The sequence below is a fragment of the Methylocella silvestris genome (genome assembly GCF_002891535.1).
Classification (GTDB): Bacteria; Pseudomonadota; Alphaproteobacteria; order Rhizobiales; family Beijerinckiaceae; genus Methylocapsa; species Methylocapsa silvestris_A.
The window spans coordinates 45,155-66,379 of the sequence record NZ_PDZR01000023.1 but is presented as its reverse complement, the minus strand read 5'-3'; the positions used below and the strand labels follow the sequence as shown (position 1 = coordinate 66,379).

The following is a 21,225-nucleotide window of genomic DNA, read 5'->3' as shown; positions in this document are numbered from 1 at the left end:
CCCGTTTCGGCCCCCCCCCCCCCCCCCGGCGCGATCATCACGACGGCATCGGAACGCCCCATGACTGCACGCATCTATCAGCCTTCGAAGACAGCGACCCAGTCAGGCAGCGCCCGGACCAAATTATGGCTTCTGGAATTCGAGCCCGCCTCGCCGCGCGAGATCGATCCGCTCATGGGCTGGACCAGTTCGAGCGATATGCAGAGTCAGGTCCGTCTGCGCTTCGGCGACAAGGACGAGGCCATCGCCTATGCGCAAAAGCATGGCATCCTTTACCGCGTCGAGGAGCCGAAGCCGCATCCGCGCAAAATCCTGTCCTATTCGGATAATTTCCGCTCGACGCGGATCGGACAATGGACTCATTGAGCCGGGCAGGGCTTGTGCAGGCGTTCGATCGGTCGGCGCCGTCTTCCACGAGATAATGAATTGACCGCTAGCGCCTGCGGCGGCGTAAGACTCCGTAGCTCAGTTGGATAGAGCAGCCGCCTTCTAAGCGGCAGGTCGCAGGTTCGAATCCTGCCGGGGTCGCCATCGCTGCGATTGTTATCGTACGAAGGTCCGGGGAGAGCAGGGGTGCCGGATTTCCTTGAGTTCTTCGCAGGCGGGGGAATGGCGCGCGCGGGACTCGGCGCAAACTGGAATTGCCGATTCGCCAATGATTTCGATGCGCGAAAATGCGCATCCTATCGGGCCAATTGGGGCGCCGACGATCTTTCTGAGGCGGATGTCGGGGCGCTTCAGCCGACCGACATCAAAGCGCCGCGCGTCAATCTCGCCTGGGCGTCTTTTCCCTGTCAGGACCTTTCGCTTGCGGGAGCGCGCGCAGGCCTCGGGGGCGCCCGGAGCGGATCTTTCTACCCGTTCTGGAGGCTGATCGAGCAGCTCGCGCGGGAGGGCCGCGCGCCGGACCTCATCGTCCTCGAAAATGTGAAGGGCGCGCTGACCTCGCATGGAGGCGCCGATTTTGCCGCGCTATGCGCTTGCCTCGGCCGCGCCGGCTACGCCTTCGGCGCCATGATCGTCGACGCCGTGCTGTTCACGCCGCAATCGCGGCCGCGCCTCTTCGTCATCGGCGTTCGCGAAAATCTTCCCCTGCCGAAAGGCGTCGCCGCCATCGATCCGTCCGCGTGGCATCCCGCCGCCGTGCGTCAGGGCCACGCCGCGCTGCCGCCTTCGTTGCAGCGCGCGTTCATCTGGTGGAGCATGCCCGAGCCGGCGCCCCGGACGGCGCGCCTTGCGGATATTCTCGAAGATGACAGCGACGTCCTCTGGCGCAGCGCGGCCGAAACCGATGATCTGTTGGCGCTAATGAACGAGACAAACCGTCAAAGACTTACGGCTGCGCGGATTGCGGCTGAGGGCGGCGCGCGCATCGTCGGCTGCGTCTATCGCCGGACGCGCCGCGAGGGCGATGGCATGCGGCGCCAGCGCGCCGAGGCAAGGTTCGACGGACTCGCCGGATGCCTGCGGACGCCATCGGGCGGATCGAGCCGGCAGTTCATTCTTGTGGTCGAAAAGCAGCGCGTCAGATCGCGGCTGATCACCGCGCGCGAGACGGCAAGGCTGATGGGGCTGCCTGATTCCTACATCCTGCCGCAGAACTATAATGACGCCTATCATCTGACGGGCGACGGTTTGGCGGTTCCTGTCGTCCGTCATATTGCGCAGCATATTCTCGAGCCGATTTTGGCGCATCAGGCGCAGCCTGCGGAAGCGGCTGAATGAGGGCAGGGTCCTTGCCGATTTCCGAAGGGCCCGTCAGCGTCGAGCGCAGCGCCATCATGCGCGCAGTGAAATCGACGAACACAAGGCCGGAAATGATCGTCCGGTCGCTCGCGCATCGTCTCGGATTTCGCTTCCGCCTGCACCGCAAAAACCTGCCGGGCTGTCCCGATCTTGTCTTCGCCTCCCGCCGCAAGGCGATTTTCGTCGACGGCTGCTTCTGGCATGGCCATGACTGCAAACGCGGCGCCCGCATGCCGAAAACCAATGCCTCCTATTGGTCCGCGAAGATCGCCCGCAATCGCAGCCGCGACGCCAGGACCCGGGAGGAGCTCATGGCGCAGGGCTGGGACGTGCTGACGATCTTTGAATGCGAGACGAAGGATTTGATAGGCTTGCGCGCAAGGCTCGAAGCATTCCTGTAGTTGCTCCGGCAGTTCAACCGCGTCGGCGCGCCGCAAGCCGCGCCATTTACCATGCGGAAGCTTTTGATCTCTTAACATTTGCGCCGTTTGGGCCTCTTGGCGCGAATGTGCGGACCTGTGGCAGGATTGCATAAGATATTGAAGGAAAGGGATAAATATACTCTTAACCAACCCCATTTTCAGGCCGTTCGAGGCCGTTTTAACGAAATTCCGGTCGGCTTCCCCAACCGCTCATGCATAGTGTAGCAACAAGCTGTCGCCGTTAAAGCTTCGGCAATAGCTCGAATGCAAAGCTCGCATTCGAAACTTTGAGCAGATGTTAGCCCGTCCGACCGTGGGGGGCAGGGAAACGACAGGATAGGCGCATGCTGCTGGCGAGACGGCTTCTGTATATCTCATCCCGAGCCCTCGCCCGATGCGCGCAGTTTTCATCTCGCGCCAACATTGCCTCCCGCCTCTCGCGCGCGCCGCGCGGAGCGCTGCTTATGGCGGTTGTCGGCGGCGGCGCCGTCAGTCTTGGCGGCTGCGCGCAGCAACCGCAGCTGCAACGCGTCGCGGCTCATTCCAAGGAATATTTTCCCTCTTCGAAATATGGTCCGGCGAGCGCGCGCGTCGTTGCGGACGGCGAACCTGTGCCGCGCGGCGGCGGGGCCTATATGGTCGGCAAGCCCTACACGATCGCCGGCCGCACCTATTATCCCAGCGAAAAGCGATACTCCGCCGTCGGACTCGCCTCATGGTATGGCGACGCCTTCCACGGACGGCGCACCGCCAATGGCGAGGTCTATGACAGTCAGGCGATTTCAGCCGCCCATCCCACCATGCCGCTGCCCTGCTATGCGCGCGTAACAAACCTGCGCAACCATCGCTCAATCGTGGTCCGCGTCAACGATCGCGGCCCCTTCGAAGCCAATCGCATCATGGACGTGTCGCGCCGCACGGCCGACGCGCTCGAATTTCGCCATATAGGAACGGCCAAGGTCAAGGTTGAATATCTCGCCGCCGCGAGCCTTTCCGGCTCCGACGATGAAAGGCTTCTCGCGACCTTGCGCCTCGATGGTCCGGCCAGTCTTGATGACGCCGCGCCGACCATGGTCGCCGACGCCACCGACCTGCCGACGCGCGCCGCATCCCTCGATCCCTCGGTTTTGCGGGCCTCTGCTGGCGATGATCTCCCAGGCCGCCCTGCTGCGACGCAACCGCTCCCCATCGCCCGCCCGCAGCAAAGCGCCGCCGCGACGGCGTCCGGCGAATCCTCCCTTGAGGAAGATGCCGGGCCGCCGCGCCTCAGCCGGCAGTTCGCCGCCGCGCCTTTGCCGCCGGCGCGCCCGTCGGCCCTTGGCGTGGCGTCGGGCCGCGTCAATGTCGCAATGCGCGCGAAGCAGGCGGATTAGCGCGCTCAGCTGTTCCCAACGCGTGGAAGGCCCCGCGAACGCGCAAGACTCGCCTTGATCGCCACCATGCACGGCGCCACATTGAGAGTGCGTTTGTCACGAGGGGCGTGTAGCCTGGGCCGGCTCGTGTCTCGAAGGCTCGGTTGCGCGCGGGGAAGCATTTAAGTGATCGTTCGGTTGCCCCCGCTTCGCATTATCAGGCTCATAGCCCTCGCTATCCTTGCCGGGCCTTGTTTTGGCTTGGAGCCAGCGTCGGCGCAAACCATCCAGACAAGCGTTCCGCACGCCATATTGATCGATGTCGAGACTGGGAGCGTGCTGTTCGAGAAGGACGCCGACGCCCCGGTCACGCCCGCCTCGACGGTCAAGGTCATGACCGCAGACGTCGTTTTTGGCGAACTCGCCCAAGGCCGCATCAAGCTCGACGACGAATTTACGATCAGCGAGCACGCCTGGCGCACCGGCGGGGCGCCCGCGCGCGCTTCCAGCATGTTCGCCGCGCTGAACAGCCGCGTGCGCGTCGAGGATCTGATCCGCGGCCTTGTAATCGATTCTGGCAACGACGCCGCCATCGCGCTTGCGGAAGGAGTCGCCGGGTCCGAGTCCGGCTTCGCCGGCTTGATGATGAAACGTGGCCACGAACTCGGCCTGACCCGATCGGTTTTCACCAATCCCTGGGGCAAGGATGATCCGGAGCAGAAGGTCACGCCGCGCGAGATGACAGTTCTCGCCGCGCATTTGATCGCGACCTATCCCGATTATTACAAATATTTCGGCGAGAAGGAGTTCACCTGGAACAAGATCCGCCAGACCAACCGTAACCCGCTCTTGACGATGGATATCGGCGCCGACGGCCTCAAGACCGGCAATATCGACGCCAGCGGCTTCGGCCTCGTGGGCTCGGCCGTGCAGAACGGCCAGAGGCTGATCCTCGCGCTTTATGGCGCGGCGAGCGCCAAGGAGCGCGCCGAGGAGGCGCGCAAACTGTTCCTCTGGGCATTCCGCTCCTTCAGCTCGAAATCGCTGTTCAGCGCCGAGGAGACCATCGGCTACGCCAAGGTCTATGGCGGCGCCAGCTTCGAGGCGCCGCTTATTGCCGGCCGGGAGGTCAAGGCGCTCGTGCCGCGCGTCGGCGGCGAGAAATTTACCGGCCGGATCGTTTATAATGGCCCGCTGATCGCGCCGGTCGAAGCGGGCAAGGAAGTGGCGCGGCTGAAAATCTTTCGCGGCTCGGTCGAGGTGCTCGATCTGCCGCTGAAAACGCAAGAGGCAGTCGAGGTCGGCTCACTGCCGCGCCGGGCTATGGGGGCAGGGCTTGAATATGTCGGGGGCCTGTTCCGCAAATATGTGGGCAGCAAGATCGACAGCAAATATGTCGCAACTCAATGAACCGGGGCTGTCGCTCTCGCGGCGGGGCAGGCTGATCACATGTGAAGGCGGCGAAGGCGTCGGCAAATCGACGCAGATCGGCCATTTGCTGCGGCGCTTGCGGGAAGAAGGGATTGAGGCTGTCGCAACACGCGAGCCCGGCGGCTCCGAGGGCGCGGAAATCCTCCGCAAGGTGCTCTTGTCGGGGGTCGTCAAGCCGCTCGGCCCCGCCGCCGAGGCGATCGTTTTCGCGGCGGCCCGGATCGACCACATCGACGCCCTGATCGAGCCGGCTCTTGCAGCGGGAAGCTGGGTCGTGTCCGACCGCTTCGCCGATTCGACGCGCGCCTATCAGGGCGGCGCTGGCGCGCTCGACATCCGCCTCATCAATGCGCTGGAGCGCGCGGCCCTTGGCGATCTGCAGCCGGACCTCACCTTGATTCTCGACCTTCCGCCAGAGGAGGGGCTGCGCCGCGCCGCCGCCCGCCGAAAAGTCGCGGAAAGCGCCGATCGCTTCGAGGGCGAGGATCTTCGCTTTCACGAGGCGATCCGGGCCGCATTCCTGAAGATTGCCGCCGACAATCCGGAGCGCTGCGTCATCATCGACGCCAGCGCTGCCGAGGCGGAGGTCGCTGCAGCGATCTGGGCGGCAGTATCGCACCGCTTCCTCAAGGAGCGGGAGCTCGACTGCGCGCATGGCTCCTAAAGCGCCGGCGGATCACGACCCCGTTGCGGAATCCGATCGCTTCGAGGACGCGCCTCACCCGCGCGCCGCCTCCGCTTTCATCGGCCATACGGAAGCGGAGGCGGAACTTTTGCGCGCCTGCGCAGCGGGTCAGTTGCCGCAGGCTATCCTGATCGGAGGCCCCGCCGGCGTCGGCAAGGCGACGCTGGCGTGGCGGCTTGCACGGTTTCTTCTCGTCAATCCCGATCCTGCCGCCGCCGCCAAAGCGCCAGATCTCGCCACGGCGCATGAGCATCCCGCCGCGCGGCAGGCGATCGCGCTGGCTCACCCGGATCTCTTCGTTCTGCGCCGCGAATGGAATGAAAAGACAAAAAAGCTGGCGACGGAGATCCGGGTCGACGATGTGCGCCGCGCCATCCATATGTTCCATCAGGCGGCCGGGGGGCAGGGCTATCGCGTCGCGATTGTCGACAGCGCTGAGGATCTCAACGCCTCGGGCGCCAATGCGCTGCTAAAGCTCATCGAGGAGCCGCCGCCGCGTTGCGTTTTCATCATCGTCGCGCATCGCCCGGGCCGCGTGCTGGCGACGATCCGCTCGCGCTGCCGCAAGCTGATCTTGAAACCGCTGGAGGATAATGAGATCGCCCGAGTCGTCGCGACGCTGGGGCCCCCGTGGGCGAAAGTCGCAGAGTCGCAACTCCAGGAAGTCGTCGCGGGCGCGCGCGGATCGCTGCATGGCGCCTTGCGCCTTTTGAACGGACGCGGCCTTGAACTTGACGCCAGGCTGAAGCGGATGCTCGGCGACCTGCCGCGAGTCGATTGGCGGGCCGCCCATGCGCTCGCCGAAGAGGTGGCTCCCCGCGAAAAAGCCGACGATTATGACGCCCTGCTTGCCGCCGTTTACGACTGGCTGGAGGCGAGGGTCAGCAGGGGGGCGGGGGATGCGCGCGCAAGTCCGAGCGCGCTTGCGCCCTATGCCGAGGTATGGGAAAAAGTGACCGACGCGGCGCAGCAAACCGAAGCGCTCAATCTCGACAAGCGGCCATTTGTTCTCGCCCTCTTCGCCGATCTTGCCGCGGCCGCACGCGCGGCTGCGGCCTGAATTCGGGAGGCGCGGCGCGATTGGGTGGACGCGGCCGTCGCGCAACGCCAGGTCCGTCCCCGAACCCTCAAATCGCCGCCGCGCCGAGATCGCCAAATGTCCGCCCCGACTTTCTACATCACGACCGCGATTCCCTATGCCAATGGCGCCCCGCATATCGGGCACGCCTATGAGCGGATCGCGACCGACGCTATCGCCCGCTTCAAACGGCTGGATGGTTACGAGACCCTGTTCGTCACCGGCATGGACGAACATGGCCAAAAAATGCAGCAGACCGCCGCACGAGAGAATTTAAGCCCGCAACAGCTGGCGGATCGCACGGCGGCGCAATTTTACGCGATGGGCGAGCTTTTGAACGCCGCCGCCGACGATATCGTGCGCACGACCGAGGCGCGCCATCACGCGGCCTCGCAAGAAATCTGGAACAGGATGCAGGCGTCGGGCGATATTTATCTGTCGAAATATCCCGGCTGGTATTCCGTGCGCGACGAAGCCTTTTTCGATGAATCGGAACTAACGGACGGGCCGGGCGGATCAAAGCTGGCGCCGACCGGCGCGCCGGTCGAATGGGTCGAGGAAGAGAGCTATTATTTCAAGCTTTCGGCCTATCAGGAGCGGCTTCTTGCGCTCTATCGCGATCGCCCCGATTTCGTGACGCCGGAGAAATATCGCAATGAAGTCGTCGCTTTCGTTGAGCGCGGCCTGACCGATCTGTCGATCAGTCGTTCGACCTTCGACTGGGGCGTTCCCGTGCCGGGCGATCCGAAACATGTCATGTATGTCTGGGTCGACGCGCTCACCAATTACATCACGGGGACCGGTTTTCCCGACCCCGCCTCGCCCCGCGCGAAATTCTGGCCGGCCGACGCACATGTGATCGGCAAGGATATCACCCGTTTCCATGCGGTGTACTGGCCGGCGTTCCTCATGTCCGCCGGGCTTCCGCTTCCAAAGCAGATCGTCACGCATGGATTTTTGTTCAACCGCGGCGAGAAAATGTCGAAGTCGGTCGGCAATGTGATCGACCCCTTCGCGCTCGCGAAGGAATATGGCGTCGATCCGTTCCGCTATTTTCTGCTGCGCGAAGTGCCGTTCGGGCAGGACGGCAATTATTCGCATGAGGCGATCGTCAATCGCACAAACGCCGATCTCGCCAATGATCTAGGCAATCTGGCGCAGCGCTCGCTGTCCATGCTCGCCAAGAACTGCGGCGGCGTATTGCCGGCGTCGCCGACGCTGAATGAAACCGACGAGGCGCTTCTGTTTCAGGCGCGGGCGCTGCCGCAGAAAGCGCGCGGTCATATGCGCGACTATGCGCTGCATCAGATCCTCGCCGAGATCTGGCGCGTTGTCGGCGAGGCCAACCGCTATTTTGCGGCGGAAGAGCCCTGGGTGAAGCGCAAGACCGATCCGGCGCGCATGGAGAGCGTGCTCTATGTCACGGTCGAGGTTTTGCGTATAATCGCGATTATGACGCAGCCTTTCATGCCTGCCTCGATGGAGAGGCTTCTCGACAGTCTTGGCGTCGCTGGCGACGCCCGCGTTTTTGCGGATGCGGAAAACTTTGCCCAGCGCGCGGCGTCCGGGCCACTGCCGGCGCCGACGCCGGTTTTCCCGCGCTACGTCGAGGCGGACGACGCGCCAGCGCCGGCTTGATCTTTCCCATGGGCGCGTGATGCTGATCGACAGCCATTGCCATCTGGATTTTCCTGATTTCGCCGCCGAGCGCGACGCTGTGATTCAGCGCGCCCGCGAGGCGGGCGTCGCGCGCATGGTCACCATCTCGACGCGGATCGAGCGGTTCGATGAGATTAGCGCGCTCGCCGAGGCGTACCCGGATGTTTTCTGCACAATCGGCGAGCATCCAGAACATGTCGGCGCCGCCGCGGAGCCCGAGCTCGACCGGCTCATTGCGCTGGCGGCGCACCCGAAATGCGTCGGCATCGGCGAAGCCGGCCTCGACTATCACTATGATAGCGCGCCGCGCGAGAAGGCCGAACGCGTGTTCCGCAGCCATATCGCGGCGGCGCGGCTGACCGGTCTGCCGCTCGTCATACACAGCCGCGACGCCGACGCCGATATGGCGCGGATACTCGAGGACGAGATGGGGAAGGGGCCGTTCAAGGCCATTCTCCATTGCTTCACATCGTCCATGATGCTGGCGCGGACCGGCCTTTCGCTCGGCCTTTCGATCTCTTTTTCGGGCATCGTCACCTTCAAGAAGTCGCTAGAGCTGCGGGATATTGCGGCGATGGTGCCGCTGGACCGACTTCTCGTCGAAACGGACGCGCCGTTTCTCGCCCCGGTCCCTCACCGCGGCAAACGCAACGAACCCGCCTTCGTCGCAGCGACTGCGCGCGCGCTGGCCGAAGTCAAGGGCGTCTCCGCCGCGACGCTCGCCGCGGAGACGAGCGCCAATGCGCTTCGCCTTTTCAGCAAAATGCCACCCCCCGTGGTGACGCAAGTCGCGGCCGAATGAGCCTTGCGATCACGATTCTCGGCTGCGGCTCCTCTGGCGGCGTGCCGCGCGTCGCACAGGGGTGGGGCGCCTGCGATCCGCAAAACCCGCGCAATCGCCGCCGCCGCTGCTCCATTTTCGTCGAGCAGACCGGCCCGGACGGCGGCACGACGGCCGTTCTCATCGACACATCGCCGGATCTGCGCGAACAATTGCTCGACCTCGGCGCCACGCGGCTCGACGGCGTCTTGATGACTCACGCCCATGCCGACCACACGCATGGCATTGACGACGTCCGGCCGCTGGTCATTTCGGCGCGGCGCAAGATCGATATTCACATGGATGAGGCGACCGCAGCGGTCGTGCGCTCCAATTTCAACTATATTTTCGCCACCCCGCCGGGCAGCCAATACCCGCCGCTTCTAACCGAACATCGCCTCGTGCCGGGCGCTCCGGTCAGCATCGCCGGCCCAGGCGGTCCGCTGCGGGCGACGCCGTTCAGGCTCGAACATGGCGAGATCGACGCGCTCGGTTTTCGCTTCGGCGACATTGCCTATTCGCCTGACCTCAATGGAATTCCCGCCGAAAGCCTCGTCCACCTCGAAGGCCTCGATCTATGGATCGTCGACGCCTTGCGCTACACGCGCCATCCGAGCCACTTCAGCTTGAGCGAGACATTGGACTGGATCGCGAAATTGAAGCCGAAACGGGCCATCCTGACCAATCTCCATACCGATCTTGATTTCGCTCGGCTGGCGGCGGAGCTTCCGCCTCATGTGGAGCCAGCCTATGACGGCATGCGGATCATCGCCTGATCGAAGGCGTGGATCTTCGGTCCGGTCGAACCGGCGACAGCGTGGTATCCGGATATTGTTGCAACCCATTGCCAGCCATATATCTTTATTGATGTTCCATAATATAGATTATGCGAATCATGATGGCGGCCTTCGGGCCTTTCAAAAGCTTCTTCCCTGCGTACTTTTTTCGTTCCGATAAGGGTAGCCAAGCGAAGCGTCTGTTGATATATTTTAGAAGACACGGGGCGTCGGGCATTCCTAAAGAATTTCATAGGTGATGATCTCAAGCTGGCGCCTCTGGCGGCCGGCTTTTTGGTGCGTGTCGGCTGTCCCGTGGTTCAGGAAAAAGCGGCGGCGCAGGCTGAGACGAATAGGCATTGACATGAGCAAAGGCAGAGATTTCCGGGGACCCAAGAAGCGTGGTTTCGACGATGATGGGCCGTCCCCCTACGACCCCCCGCGGCAGAGCCGGTCGCCCCGCGGCGGCGGCTTCGGCGGAGCGCCTGAGATGCCCATGCCGACCTCCGGGCCCAGCATTGACGCGGTCGTCAAATGGTTCAAGGGCGACAAGGGCTTCGGCTTCGTCGAACTCGGAAACGGAACGGGCGACGCGTTCCTGCATATCGGCGCCCTTCAGGCGGCCGGATATGAAACCGTGCCTCCGGGCGCAAAGCTCAAGGTCAATGTCAGCAATGGCATGAAGGGTGCGCAGGTCACGCGGGTGCTCGAAGTGGACACCGCCGGCGCCGCCGAACGGGCGCCGCAGCAGCCGCGTTTTAGCGATTCGCCGCGCCCTGCCCGCCGCGCCCCCGATCCATCGACGGCGATCTCGGTCACCGGCACGGTTAAATGGTTCGACGACAACAAAGGCTTCGGCTTCGTGCAGTCGAATGACGGCGGTAAGGACGTATTCGTCCATATCTCCATTCTCGGGCCGTCGGGCGTGCAGAATCTGGCGGAAGGCCAGCCGGTCAGCATGCGGGTCGTCGATACGCCAAAGGGCCGTGAAGCGCTGTCGATTTCGCTCGAATAGAGCTTCTTCGGATCGATTTATTGAAACCCTCCCGGCGCGCAGCGCGCGCCGGGCATTGCCCTGCGGCTCCGCCAACGGCGGCAATTCCGGTCGGCCCCGCTGATATGCAGCCTTCCACCGACATCCGGCGTCTCCTCGAAATCATGGCGGCGCTGCGGACGCCCGGCTCCGGCTGCGCCTGGGACCTCGCCCAGAGCTTCGAGACCATCGCGCCCTATACGATCGAAGAGGCCTATGAAGTCGCCGACGCCATCAGCCGGCGCGATCTGCCCGACCTCAAGGACGAGCTCGGCGATTTGCTGCTTCAGGTCGCTTTTCACGCCCGCATCGCCGAGGAGCTCGGCGCGTTCGATTTCGGCGGCGTGGTCGAGGCGATCACGGCGAAGATGATCCGCCGCCATCCTCATGTCTTTGCAAACGCGCGCGATCTCCCGCCCGAGGAGATCGGCAAGCTTTGGTCGCGGATCAAGGCCGAGGAAAAAGTGGCGAAGCTGGCTGCAATGCCAGACACGCCCGCACGTCTGGAGCCGGTGAGCTATCTCGATGGGGCGCCGCTGGCCCTGCCCGGCCTTACCCGGGCCGTAAAGCTGCAGGCGAAGGCCTCAGAAGTTGGGTTCGACTGGAATGACGCCCGCCTCGTGCTCGACAAGATTCGCGAAGAGACCGAGGAGGTCGAAGCAGCCCTCGAAAGCGGCGAGCCTGAAGCCATCGCTGACGAAATCGGCGATCTGTTGTTTGCGGTCGCCAATCTGGCGCGCCACGTCAAGGCCGATCCCGAAAGCGCCGTGCGTCGCGCCAATATGAAATTCGCGCGGCGCTTCCGTCACATTGAGCAGGAGCTTGAACGGCGAAAGATCCCACTTGGGCAAGCGACGCTCGCTGAAATGGACGCGCTCTGGAACGACGCCAAGGCTCTCGAACGCGCGCCGGAGACGGTGAATTCAGCCGCTTCGGTTCAGGACGCGGATCCGGCCTCCACCTGAGCAGCGCTATCCCCCATCGGGATGAAACGTCGGCGTATCGATTCGGCGCGTTCCGGGCCGACCCTGACTTTCATATGCAACGTTCCGTCGGCTCCCGCGCTTCGGCGCAGGACTTCGGCATTCTCGTAAAGCCAATGCAGCCCTTCGCCATTTTCGGGCTGAAGTTCAATCTCGAAGGTCAGACGATCCATCGCCAGACGCGCCTCGATCTGCGCGCGAAGTTCATCCAGCCCCTGCCCCGTCAACGCCGAAACGATGACCGGCTCAGCCCCATCGCGGCCGGCTCTCCGCTTTGCGGCGTTGCGCGCTGCGTCGTGCGCGCCCTCATCGAGCAGGTCGGCCTTGTTCCAGACCTCAAGGATGCGGCGATGATCGTCCGGATCGACGCCAAGATCGCGCAGGATCGTCTCGACGTCGGTCCGTTGGGCGTCGGCGTCTTCATGGGCGATGTCGCGCACATGCAGAATGAGGTCCGCCTCCAAAACCTCTTCGAGCGTCGCGCGAAAGGCGGAAACGAGCATCAGCGGTAGGTCCGAAATGAATCCGACCGTGTCCGACAAAATGATCTTGGCGCCAGAGCCAAGCGAGACGGCGCGCAGAGTCGGGTCGAGCGTCGCAAACAGCATATTTTCGGCGAAGACGTCGGCGTGTGTCATCCGGTTGAAAAGCGTCGATTTTCCCGCGTTGGTGTAGCCAACAAGGGCGACCACTGGATAGGGAACGTCACGGCGGCTTTTGCGATGCAGGCCGCGCGTGCGCTTTACCTTTTCGAGGTCCTGCTCGATACGGGTCATGCGCTCCTGAATAAGCCTGCGATCGGTTTCGATCTGTGTCTCGCCGGGGCCGCCGAGAAAGCCGAAGCCGCCGCGCTGGCGTTCAAGGTGGGTCCAGGATCGCACCAGACGTGATTTCTGATAGGCAAGATGAGCCAGTTCGACCTGCAGCGCCCCTTCGCTAGTGCGCGCGCGCTGGCCAAAGATTTCAAGGATCAGGCCGGTCCGATCGATCACCTTGGCCGAAAAGGCTTTTTCCAGATTGCGCTGCTGAATGGGCGACAGCGCGCAGTCCATGATCACGAGATCGATGTCTTCGGCCCGCGCGAGATCCGCGATCTCCTGCGCCTTGCCCTTGCCGATAAAAGTCGCGGGGCGAACATTGGCCAGCATGACGATCATCGCGCCGACGATGTCGAGGTCGATCGCCGCCGCAAGGCCGGCCGCCTCATCCATTCGCGCCTCGGGCGATCTGGCCGCAATGCCCCCGGACGAGCCCGTTTTTGCATGAGATTTTTCGTTGGGATAGGGTCCGACGACGAGCGCCCGCGTCTTGTTGGAGCCTTGGCTCTTTTCGTCGACTCCCGGTCTTTTATCCAGCATCAAATCCTGCGTGTTAGGTCGGCGAAAACCGCCGTAGCTGATATAGGGCGGAGATCAGATTTTCGTGAGGGGCGAGCGGAAGAATTGTCGGACGCCCCGATCGGCCCGCGTCACGATGCGGCGGTGTCCTCGCCTGATTCGAACATCTGAATCGGCTGGCCCGGCATGATCGTCGAAATCGCGTGCTTATAGACAAGTTGCGAATGGCCGTCGCGGCGAAGCAGAACGCAAAAATTGTCAAACCACGTCACGACGCCCTGCAATTTCACGCCGTTGACCAGAAAAATTGTCAAAGGAACTTTGTTTTTTCGAACAAAATTGAGAAAAGTGTCCTGCAAATTCTGTGGCCTTTCAGCTGCCATCTTGCGATTCCTTTTTTGGCGCGTTGGGGCGCGGTTCGTTTCTGGGTGGGGCGCGATCGCGTCTCGGTCTGGTCCCATGGGGAAGCGGGTCGCCCAGTTACATTAGAGCTTTTGCCGACTTCCTTTGCAATCGCTCTTTCTCGATCGGCCGAGCGCCGGCTTGACGCAAGACGCCACGCCGCCGGTACGATCAGCGATTAAGTCTCGATTTGATCAGTTTGAATGCGCGGCGGCAAGGTGGAACAGCGCGCGCAGCTTGCGGGCCAGCGGTCCCGGCGCGCCGTCGCCGATCTTCACGCCGTCAATGGCGACGACGGGCATGACGAGAGTGGTCGCGCCCGTGATGAACGCCTCCTGCGCCGCGAGCGCCTCCTTGAGGCTGAACTTGCGCTCCTCCAGCCGCAGCCCCTCGGCGGCGATGATGTCGAACAAGGTTGTCCGCGTGACGCCGCGCAGAATCGAATGGTCCAGCTGGCGGGTGACAATCGCTCCCGATCGATCGACGATCCAGGCGTTCGAGGCGGCGCCCTCGCTGATCATGCCGTCGGAATCGACAAGCCACGCCTCATAGGCGCCCTGCTCCTTGGCGTCCTGGCGCGCCAACACATTCGCCAACAGGCCGATGGATTTGATATCGACGCGCTTCCACCGCAGATCGGGCATGGTCGCAACATTGACGCCCCTGCGCGCGGCAGCCTCGCCCTTTTCGGGGGCAATCGCCTTGGCCGAGACGACAAGGCTGGCTCTGACAGGGGGATCAGGAAAAACATGGTCGCGTTTGGCCACCCCTCGCGTCACCTGGATGTAGAGATATCCGTCCGACAGCCTGTTTCGCGTGCGGATCTCCCGTAGGATCACCTTCAGCGCCCCGGGATTGACGGGCGCTTCGATGCGCAATTCCTTGAGCGAGCGCCCCAGCCGGTCAAGATGGCGCGCCTCGTCGATCAGGGCGCCGCCGAAGATTTCGCATACCTCATAGACGCCGTCGCCAAACTGATAGCCGCGATCCTCGACTGAAACGACCGCGTCGCGGCTCGCGACATAGGCTCCGTTGACATAGGTTATTCTGCTCACAGGCGCTCCGCGACGGTCATAGGGGGAAGCCGAACAGAGCGCCGGCGAGCCCCGCGCAGGCTCCGCCCGCGATGCCATATAGTGGATTAACCCGGGTCAATCCGCATAGCAGGGACATGCCGCCTGTCAGCGCCAGCGTCAAGACGCCGCGATCGGCCGCCCGCGCCAGCACGAGCCCGCTCGCTCCCATCAGCCCGACCGCGATCGGCGCCAGCGATTTCTTGAGGATCGCGACCGCTCCGCTGGCGGAATAGCGCCGCAGCGCGCGCTCGCTCGCAAAAGCCAGCGCGGATGAGGGACCAATCATCGAAAGCGTCGCAACGGCGAGGCCGGATGGCCCCGCGACATGCCAGCCCATCAGGCTCATGACAATGACATTGGGACCTGGCGCGGCCTGCGCCAGCGCCACAAGGCTCGCGAAGGTCTGATCGTCCATAAGGTGAAGGACCGTGACCATCTGGCGATGCAGTTCCGGCAGGGTGGCGTTGGCGCCGCCGATGGCTCCGAGCGAGAGGCTCAAAAACGCTGCGGCTATCTGGCCAAGAGAGACAGTCACAGACGCGCTCATCGACGCCGGCGGCGGGCGGCGGCGAACAGGGCGAGGCTGCCCGGAACGACCAGCAGCAGCGTCGTCAGCAAGGAGAGATGCAGCAGGCCGGCGCTGGCGAAGGTCGCTCCGGCGACCGCCAGGGCGAGAATGTCGCTTTTCAGCGCGCGAAGCAGCTTATAGGCGTTGCCGACGACCAGTCCGGCCGTCGCCGCGGCGGCCCCCGAGAGCGCGCCCTTGACGGCGGCGAGGTCGCCGAAGTGTTCGAACAGCGATGCGAGCGCAATCAGAATGGCGAGCGGGGCGAGCAGCAGGCCGCAGAGTGCGGCGATCGAGCCGGCCGGTCCCTGAAAGCGATCGCCCAGCATCACCGCGAGATTGACGGTATTCGCGCCCGGAATCACGCTGGCGGCGCCATGCAATTCGGCGAATTCGCGATCGCTCAGCCAGTCCCGCTCCTCGACGAGGATTGGCCGAACCCAGCCGGCGACGCCGCCGAAGCCACAGACGCCAATCTTGAAAAACGCCATGAAAAGTTCGCGCCGGGCCGGAGGACGCCCATGATCCCTTGCGTCAATCGTGGTCATGTCTCGCGCGCGCTAATCGACCCGCAATGATTTCAGTTTCCTGTGGAGCGCCGAACGCTCCATGCCGATGAATTCGGCCGTGCGGGAGATATTGCCGCCGAAGCGGTTGATCTGAGCCACGAGATATTCCCTCTCGAACACCTCGCGCGCGTCGCGCAGCGGAAGGCTCATCAGTCTTTCGCCGCCGGCGCCATTCGGCGTCGAAGGCACCAGCGCGCCGATCTCGGACGGCAGGAGATCGGCGGTGATCGCGGCGTCAGGGTCGCCGGCAGACAGAATCATCAGCCGTTCGACATTATTGCGCAATTGCCGAATGTTGCCCGGCCAGTCATGCGATTGCAGCACGGCCATGGCGTCGTCGGCGATGAGCCGTTTCGGCATGCCGGTCGTCGTCGACACCTGGTCCATAAAAAAGGCGATCAGGTCGGTAATGTCCTCGCGTCGCTCCGACAGCGAGGGCACGCGCACCGGCACCACTGCCAGACGGTGGAACAGATCCTCCCGGAAGGAGCCCTCCTCGATCAGCGCGGCGAGGTCGCGAGCGCTCGATGAGATGATGCGCACGTCGACATGAACGCGTGTTCCGCCGCCGACCCGCTGAAAATTCTGCTCGACGAGAACGCGCAGGATCTTGCCCTGCGTCTCCCTTGGCATGTCGGCAATCTCGTCGAGATAAAGGGTGCCGCCATGGGCTTCCTCGAGCGCGCCGATCTTGCGCTGCGCGCCGTCCCTCCCTTCGACGCCGAAGAGTTCGATTTCCATCGTGTCGGGCGCGATCGTCGCCGCGTTGATGACGATGAAAGGGCCGTTCGCGCGGGCCGAATGTTCGTGAATGGAGCGCGCCGCAAGCTCCTTGCCGGATCCTGGCGCGCCGGTGATGAGAATACGCGAATTGGCCGGGGCGAGACGGTCGATAGTCTGACGCAACTGATTGATCGCGGTCGAGCGGCCGATGATTTTATTGACCGCGCCGGCGCGCACGCGCAGATCGCTGACCTCGCGCTTCAGCCGCGAGGCTTCGAGCGCGCGCTCGGCGACGAGCACCAACCGATCCGCCTTAAACGGTTTTTCGATGAAATCATAAGCGCCGAGCTTGATCGCCTGGACCGCCGTCTCGATGTTGCCATGACCCGAAATCATCACAACGGGCAGCATCGGATGCTGCTCCTTGATAATCTTGAGAATTTGCAGACCGTCGAGCTTCGAGCCCTGCAGCCAGATGTCGAGAAAGACGAGGCCCGGCCGGCGCGCTTCGACGGCGGCCAGCGCCTCGTCGGAGTTTTTGGCGACGCGCGTTCCATGGCCTTCATCCGAAAGGATCCCGGACACGATTTCCCGGATGTCGGCCTCGTCGTCAACGATGAGGATGTCGCTCGCCATGACATTTCCTTCACGAGTCTTGAGTTGCCGTTGCGGGCGCAACTTCTGCTGAAGCGTCCGCCGGTTCCGGCGTCGCGTGGTCGAGCGGGAAGAACAGGCGGACCCATGCGCCCCGCCCTTTCGGCGCGTCGCGTAATTCAAGTCCGCCGCCATGGTCGGCAAGGATCTTGGCGACGATCGGGAGCCCAAGTCCGGTGCCTTCGGCTCGCGTCGTCATATAGGGCTCAAGCAGCCGCTGCCGGTTGTCTTTCGGGAACCCCTTCCCATTATCGACGACGTCGATAACCACCATGTCCTCCGAGGCGGAAAGCGCGACGCCGATATGGCCTTCGAATGGTCCGCTCGACGCCACTTCGGTCTCAATGCCTTCAGTCGCGTTCTTTACGATGTTGGTCAAGGCTTGTGACAGAAGCCGCCGGTCGAAGCGGCCATGCAGAGGCTCCTCGGGCAGGCTGTCCTCGAAGACGATGTTCGGATGGGCGACTCGCATCAGGAACAGGACGCGGCGCACGCATTCGCCAAGATCATTGTTTTCAACGCGCGGCTTCGGCATTCGGGCGAAGGAGGAAAACTCGTCGACCATGCGTTTAATGTCGTCGACCTGGCGAATGATCGTATCGGTGCATTGATCGAAGATGTCCCGGTCCTGCGTGATGAGCCGCCCATATTTGCGCTTGAGCCGCTCGGCCGAAAGCTGGATCGGCGTCAGCGGATTGCGAATTTCATGGGCGATGCGGCGGGCGACGTCGGCCCAGGCGGCGGTACGCTGCGCGCCGACGAGATCGGTGATGTCGTCGAGCGTGACGATATAGCTCCTGCCGCCGCGGCCGGTCGGCACGGTGGTGATGGAGACGCTGAACAGTCGCTCCAGCCCGCCGCGCACGATCGAGATCTCGGCCGGCGCCATGCGCGACTGGCCGGCGCGCGCTTCGGCAAAGACCTCCCGGATCTCGGGCAGGACGCTGTCGAGCGGCTGGCCAAGGATCGATTTAACGCCCTCCCCGTCCGGCTGCACGAGTCGCGCCGCCGAGGGGTTTAGCACTGTGATCTCGCCTTTCGAGCCGACGCTGACGACCGCGACGGGAACGCCGGAAAGGACCGCCTCGGTGAACAGCCGGCGCTCATCGATGAGGCTGCTCGCCGCTATCAGGCGGTTCTGCTGCAGACGCAGTTCGGAAGTCATCTTGTTGAAGGTCTCGCCGAGATGGGCGAGATCGCCTTCCGATTTGCGCACTGCGACCTGCACATTGAGATTGCCGGACGAGACCTGATCGGTCGCGGCGATGAGGCGCCGGATCGGCGCGACGAGACGATTGGCAAAAGAGAGCCCAAGCCACGTCGCCGACAACAACATGATCAATGCGATCAGAATGAACATCGTCGCAAAGGCGATCTGGATGCTGCGTCTGTGGCTGTCGAAGGCGTCGTAAAGCGTCACGAGACGCGCCGCTTGCCGCGGGAACTCCACTGTGAAGGGGTCGACCGGACGCGCCACGTAGAGAAAGGTATTCTCAAAGGAAATCATCGCCCGGACCGCCGCGAAGGTTCTCCCCTCATCAAGGATGAGACAGAGCGGCTCGTTTTTCTTGGCGTCGTCGAAATCCGCCGGCTCGGGGCGGACGATGGTCGTCCCGACCGCAGCTCCCGTATCGATCTTTTCGATGATCGATGCGTCCGGCTTCATGAGCGCTGCGGCGGTGAAGCCGAGAAAGCGCGTGCGGGAGGTGAAGAATTCACGAAATAGCGGCCTGTCGACCTCGAACATCAGCTTGGCGCGATCAAGGTCCGAGGCGGTCAGCCGTGCTTCCTGCAGCAGCGATTTGCATTGCGCTTCACGAAACAGCCGCGCCGCGTCGATCGTCGTCTGAACGAAGGCTCGCCCATCATGCATGAAGCCGGGATTGAGGCTCCGCTCGAGCGTGACCGAGCCGACCCAGGCCATCAGCAGCGCCGGCGCCGCCGCGACGATCGAGAAGAGCGCGACGATCTGGATATGGAGCTGCGCGCCGGCGACCCCGGCGCGGCGCGCGCGGAACAACGAATAGGCTTCGATCAGGATGAAGCAAAGAACGACGAAGATGCCAACCACATTGGCGATGAGGAGGCCAAGCAGGACCGCGTCGCTCGGGGGGATCGGCGTGAAGCCGGCGAAGACGAGGAAGCTGCCGAGCGCAATCAGCAGGACCAGTATGACGACAGCTGGTCCATAGCGGACGGTAAAGCGCCGCTGGCTGCGCGATGCGCCCTGAATCTTTGGTGCTTCCAACCTGTCGCGCATCTTCTATCAGCCGGGCCGAGGCAGAAATCCATCGAAAAGGAAGTTGCCATTATGCCACGGTGTTGCGCGATTGCGACATTTCCGCGGCCACGAGGCGCGACCGCGGGCAAGTCGCCGCAATGAGCAGCGAATTTTGCGCATTTCAGACAGACTGCGCGAATCGATCAGCGCGGCGAGCGCATCAAGCGAATGTCGAGATCGCGCACTTTTTTGCGCAGCGTATTGCGATTGAGCCCCAAAAGCTCGGCGGCCTTGATCTGATTGCCCCGCGTCGCCGCCAGCGCCGCCGAAATCAGCGGATATTCCAGTTCGCGCAGGATGCGATGATAGAGGCCGGGCGGCGGCAGGCTGTCGCCATGACCGCGGAACAGCTCGGCGAGGTGGCGCTCCATGGCGGCGGCAAGGCCTGGGCCGCGGTCCGACTGATCGTGCTGCCGAACGCCCGCCACGGACGCGGCGTGCCCCTGCGCCAGTGAGGGACCGTTGCTGGCAAGCTCAATATCGATAAGCTGGCCGGTCACAGCCTCCTGCGGATAGAGCGCAGCGAGCCTTCGCGTCAGATTTTCAAGCTCGCGGATATTGCCCGGCCAGCGGTAGCGCTTCATGCGGTCGAGCGCTTCGGGCTCGATATGTTTCAGCGGCAGGCCTTCGCTGGCCGCCTGCGCGAAGAAATGCTGGGCGAGGTCGCCAATATCCTCGACGCGCTCGCGCAAGGGCGGCAGGCGCAGCGGCACGACGTTCAGGCGGAAAAACAGATCCTCGCGGAACAGGCCCTGCTGGATCAGGACGGCGAGATCCTTGTTGGTCGCGGCGATGATCCGCACGTTGGTCTTGATCGGCATGCGGCCGCCAACGGTCGTATATTCGCTCTGCTGCAGCACGCGCAACAGCCGCGTCTGCGCCTCCATCGGCATGTCGCCGATCTCATCGAGGAACAGCGTCCCGCCTTCGGCCTGTTCGAAGCGGCCCGCCGAGCGCTGATTGGCGCCGGTAAAGGCGCCTTTCTCATGCCCGAACAATTCGCTTTCGATAAGATCGCGCGGGATGGCCGCCATATTGATCGCGACGAAGGGGCCCTTCTTGCGCTTGCCATAGTCATGCAGGGCGCGCGCGACCAACTCCTTGCCGGTGCCCGATTCGCCGCTGATCATCACAGTGAGGTCGGTCTGCATCAGCCGCGCCAGCGAGCGGTAGATTTCCTGCATCGCCGGCGAGCGCCCAACGAGGGGCATGCCCTCGAGTTCTTCATTGCGCTCGACCTTGACGCGGTTCTTCGGCTCGCTCATCGCGCGACCGACGATCGACACCAATTCACGCAGATCGAACGGCTTTGGCAGATAATCATAGGCGCCGCGCTCGGACGCCTTGATCGCGGTCATGAAGGTGTTCTGCGCGCTCATCACGATGATTGGCAGTTCCGGCCGCAGCTTCTTCATCTTCGGCAGAAGCTCGAAGGCGTTTTCATCCGGCATGACGACGTCGGTAATGACGAGGTCGCCGTCGCCCGACTGGACCCAGCGCCAGAGCGTCGCCGCCGTGCCTGTGGCGCGTACGTCATAGCCAGCACGCGAGAGAGCCTGACTGAGCACGGTGCGTATCGCCGTGTCGTCGTCTGCAATCAGGATATTTCCGGTCGCCATTGCGTTAGCCTTTT

20 protein-coding genes and 1 tRNA gene are annotated in these 21,225 nt (G+C 63.4%); 13 read left to right on the top strand and 8 right to left on the bottom strand.

What is annotated here, in order from left to right; translation table 11 throughout:
- Positions 1-60: 60 nt before the first annotated feature.
- The 13 genes from CR492_RS16755 to mazG all read left to right on the top strand — a co-directional run bounded on the left by CR492_RS16755 (position 61) and on the right by mazG (position 11,967).
- Positions 61-366 carry an ETC complex I subunit gene (locus CR492_RS16755; RefSeq protein WP_102844874.1) on the top strand — a complete coding sequence of 102 codons (306 nt, stop codon included), beginning with the start codon at positions 61-63 and terminating at the stop codon, positions 364-366.
- 88 nt (positions 367-454) lie between these two features.
- A tRNA-Arg gene (locus tag CR492_RS16750) sits at positions 455-531 on the top strand.
- Between the two features lie 42 nt (positions 532-573).
- Positions 574-1,725, top strand: coding sequence for a DNA cytosine methyltransferase (locus CR492_RS16745; protein WP_102844873.1), 1,152 nt, complete (start codon positions 574-576; stop codon positions 1,723-1,725).
- A complete protein-coding gene (locus CR492_RS16740; protein ID WP_102844872.1) occupies positions 1,722-2,147 on the top strand; it encodes a very short patch repair endonuclease in 426 nt (141 codons plus the stop codon). Before CR492_RS16745 ends, CR492_RS16740 begins: the two co-directional genes overlap by 4 nt.
- Before the next feature lie 485 nt (positions 2,148-2,632).
- Positions 2,633-3,541: a septal ring lytic transglycosylase RlpA family protein gene (locus CR492_RS16735; RefSeq protein WP_245412137.1), complete on the top strand. Its 909-nt coding sequence runs from the start codon at positions 2,633-2,635 to the stop codon at positions 3,539-3,541.
- 165 nt (positions 3,542-3,706) lie between these two features.
- Positions 3,707-4,930 carry a D-alanyl-D-alanine carboxypeptidase family protein gene (locus tag CR492_RS16730; protein ID WP_102844871.1) on the top strand — a complete coding sequence of 408 codons (1,224 nt, stop codon included), beginning with the start codon at positions 3,707-3,709 and terminating at the stop codon, positions 4,928-4,930.
- Positions 4,914-5,615 (top strand): dTMP kinase, encoded by a 702-nt coding sequence (gene tmk, locus CR492_RS16725; protein ID WP_102844870.1) that lies wholly within the window; start codon positions 4,914-4,916, stop codon positions 5,613-5,615. Before CR492_RS16730 ends, tmk begins: the two co-directional genes overlap by 17 nt.
- Positions 5,605-6,696, top strand: coding sequence for a DNA polymerase III subunit delta' (locus CR492_RS16720; protein ID WP_102844869.1), 1,092 nt, complete (start codon positions 5,605-5,607; stop codon positions 6,694-6,696). The genes tmk and CR492_RS16720 overlap by 11 nt, the downstream gene beginning before the upstream one ends.
- Positions 6,697-6,792: 96 nt before the next feature.
- On the top strand, positions 6,793-8,352 hold the full coding sequence (metG, locus tag CR492_RS16715; RefSeq protein WP_102844881.1) for a methionine--tRNA ligase: 1,560 nt from the start codon (positions 6,793-6,795) through the stop codon (positions 8,350-8,352).
- Positions 8,353-8,371: 19 nt separating this feature from the next.
- Complete coding sequence (locus CR492_RS16710; protein ID WP_102844868.1) at positions 8,372-9,175, top strand: TatD family hydrolase; 804 nt, start codon at positions 8,372-8,374, stop codon at positions 9,173-9,175.
- Positions 9,172-9,969, top strand: coding sequence for an MBL fold metallo-hydrolase (locus CR492_RS16705; RefSeq protein ID WP_102844867.1), 798 nt, complete (start codon positions 9,172-9,174; stop codon positions 9,967-9,969). Before CR492_RS16710 ends, CR492_RS16705 begins: the two co-directional genes overlap by 4 nt.
- A gap of 364 nt (positions 9,970-10,333) precedes the next feature.
- On the top strand, positions 10,334-10,984 hold the full coding sequence (locus CR492_RS16700) for a cold-shock protein (RefSeq protein ID WP_102844866.1): 651 nt from the start codon (positions 10,334-10,336) through the stop codon (positions 10,982-10,984).
- Between the two features lie 104 nt (positions 10,985-11,088).
- Positions 11,089-11,967: a nucleoside triphosphate pyrophosphohydrolase gene (gene mazG, locus CR492_RS16695; protein WP_102844865.1), complete on the top strand. Its 879-nt coding sequence runs from the start codon at positions 11,089-11,091 to the stop codon at positions 11,965-11,967.
- On the opposite strand, the gene hflX is transcribed toward mazG, so the two are convergent.
- The 8 genes from hflX to ntrC all read right to left on the bottom strand — a co-directional run bounded on the left by hflX (position 11,940) and on the right by ntrC (position 21,211).
- Positions 11,940-13,343: a GTPase HflX gene (gene hflX, locus CR492_RS16690; protein ID WP_102844864.1), complete on the bottom strand. Its 1,404-nt coding sequence runs from the start codon at positions 13,341-13,343 to the stop codon at positions 11,940-11,942. The two genes, mazG and hflX, sit on opposite strands and share 28 nt — an antisense overlap.
- Positions 13,344-13,453: 110 nt before the next feature.
- Positions 13,454-13,705, bottom strand: coding sequence for an RNA chaperone Hfq (gene hfq / locus CR492_RS16685; RefSeq protein ID WP_102844863.1), 252 nt, complete (start codon positions 13,703-13,705; stop codon positions 13,454-13,456).
- 213 nt (positions 13,706-13,918) lie between these two features.
- Positions 13,919-14,779, bottom strand: a complete 861-nt coding sequence (locus tag CR492_RS16680) for a D-amino-acid transaminase (protein ID WP_102844862.1) — start codon at positions 14,777-14,779, stop codon at positions 13,919-13,921.
- Between the two features lie 16 nt (positions 14,780-14,795).
- Positions 14,796-15,335 (bottom strand): chromate transporter, encoded by a 540-nt coding sequence (locus CR492_RS16675; protein WP_102844880.1) that lies wholly within the window; start codon positions 15,333-15,335, stop codon positions 14,796-14,798.
- Positions 15,336-15,343: 8 nt separating this feature from the next.
- A complete protein-coding gene (locus CR492_RS16670) occupies positions 15,344-15,913 on the bottom strand; it encodes a chromate transporter (RefSeq protein WP_102844861.1) in 570 nt (189 codons plus the stop codon).
- Between the two features lie 12 nt (positions 15,914-15,925).
- Positions 15,926-17,293 carry a sigma-54-dependent transcriptional regulator gene (locus CR492_RS16665; protein WP_102844860.1) on the bottom strand — a complete coding sequence of 456 codons (1,368 nt, stop codon included), beginning with the start codon at positions 17,291-17,293 and terminating at the stop codon, positions 15,926-15,928.
- Positions 17,294-17,303: 10 nt separating this feature from the next.
- Entirely contained in the window at positions 17,304-19,571 is a 2,268-nt protein-coding gene (locus tag CR492_RS16660; RefSeq protein WP_102844859.1) for a sensor histidine kinase NtrY-like, read from the bottom strand.
- Positions 19,572-19,735: 164 nt separating this feature from the next.
- Positions 19,736-21,211 (bottom strand): nitrogen regulation protein NR(I), encoded by a 1,476-nt coding sequence (gene ntrC, locus CR492_RS16655; RefSeq protein WP_102844858.1) that lies wholly within the window; start codon positions 21,209-21,211, stop codon positions 19,736-19,738.
- Positions 21,212-21,225: the final 14 nt, after the last annotated feature.

Coding starts and splice junctions, on each gene's coding strand:
- hfq (WP_102844863.1), bottom strand. CDS start 13,705: ATGGCAGCTGAAAGGCCACAGAATTTGCAGGACACTTTTCTCAATTTT.
- CR492_RS16700 (WP_102844866.1), top strand. CDS start 10,334: ATGAGCAAAGGCAGAGATTTCCGGGGACCCAAGAAGCGTGGTTTCGAC.
- CR492_RS16720 (WP_102844869.1), top strand. CDS start 5,605: ATGGCTCCTAAAGCGCCGGCGGATCACGACCCCGTTGCGGAATCCGAT.
- mazG (WP_102844865.1), top strand. CDS start 11,089: ATGCAGCCTTCCACCGACATCCGGCGTCTCCTCGAAATCATGGCGGCG.
- tmk (WP_102844870.1), top strand. CDS start 4,914: ATGTCGCAACTCAATGAACCGGGGCTGTCGCTCTCGCGGCGGGGCAGG.
- CR492_RS16735 (WP_245412137.1), top strand. CDS start 2,633: ATGGCGGTTGTCGGCGGCGGCGCCGTCAGTCTTGGCGGCTGCGCGCAG.
- CR492_RS16660 (WP_102844859.1), bottom strand. CDS start 19,571: ATGCGCGACAGGTTGGAAGCACCAAAGATTCAGGGCGCATCGCGCAGC.
- hflX (WP_102844864.1), bottom strand. CDS start 13,343: ATGCTGGATAAAAGACCGGGAGTCGACGAAAAGAGCCAAGGCTCCAAC.
- CR492_RS16670 (WP_102844861.1), bottom strand. CDS start 15,913: ATGACCACGATTGACGCAAGGGATCATGGGCGTCCTCCGGCCCGGCGC.
- CR492_RS16665 (WP_102844860.1), bottom strand. CDS start 17,293: ATGGCGAGCGACATCCTCATCGTTGACGACGAGGCCGACATCCGGGAA.
- CR492_RS16705 (WP_102844867.1), top strand. CDS start 9,172: ATGAGCCTTGCGATCACGATTCTCGGCTGCGGCTCCTCTGGCGGCGTG.
- ntrC (WP_102844858.1), bottom strand. CDS start 21,211: ATGGCGACCGGAAATATCCTGATTGCAGACGACGACACGGCGATACGC.
- CR492_RS16755 (WP_102844874.1), top strand. CDS start 61: ATGACTGCACGCATCTATCAGCCTTCGAAGACAGCGACCCAGTCAGGC.
- metG (WP_102844881.1), top strand. CDS start 6,793: ATGTCCGCCCCGACTTTCTACATCACGACCGCGATTCCCTATGCCAAT.
- CR492_RS16740 (WP_102844872.1), top strand. CDS start 1,722: ATGAGGGCAGGGTCCTTGCCGATTTCCGAAGGGCCCGTCAGCGTCGAG.
- CR492_RS16710 (WP_102844868.1), top strand. CDS start 8,372: ATGCTGATCGACAGCCATTGCCATCTGGATTTTCCTGATTTCGCCGCC.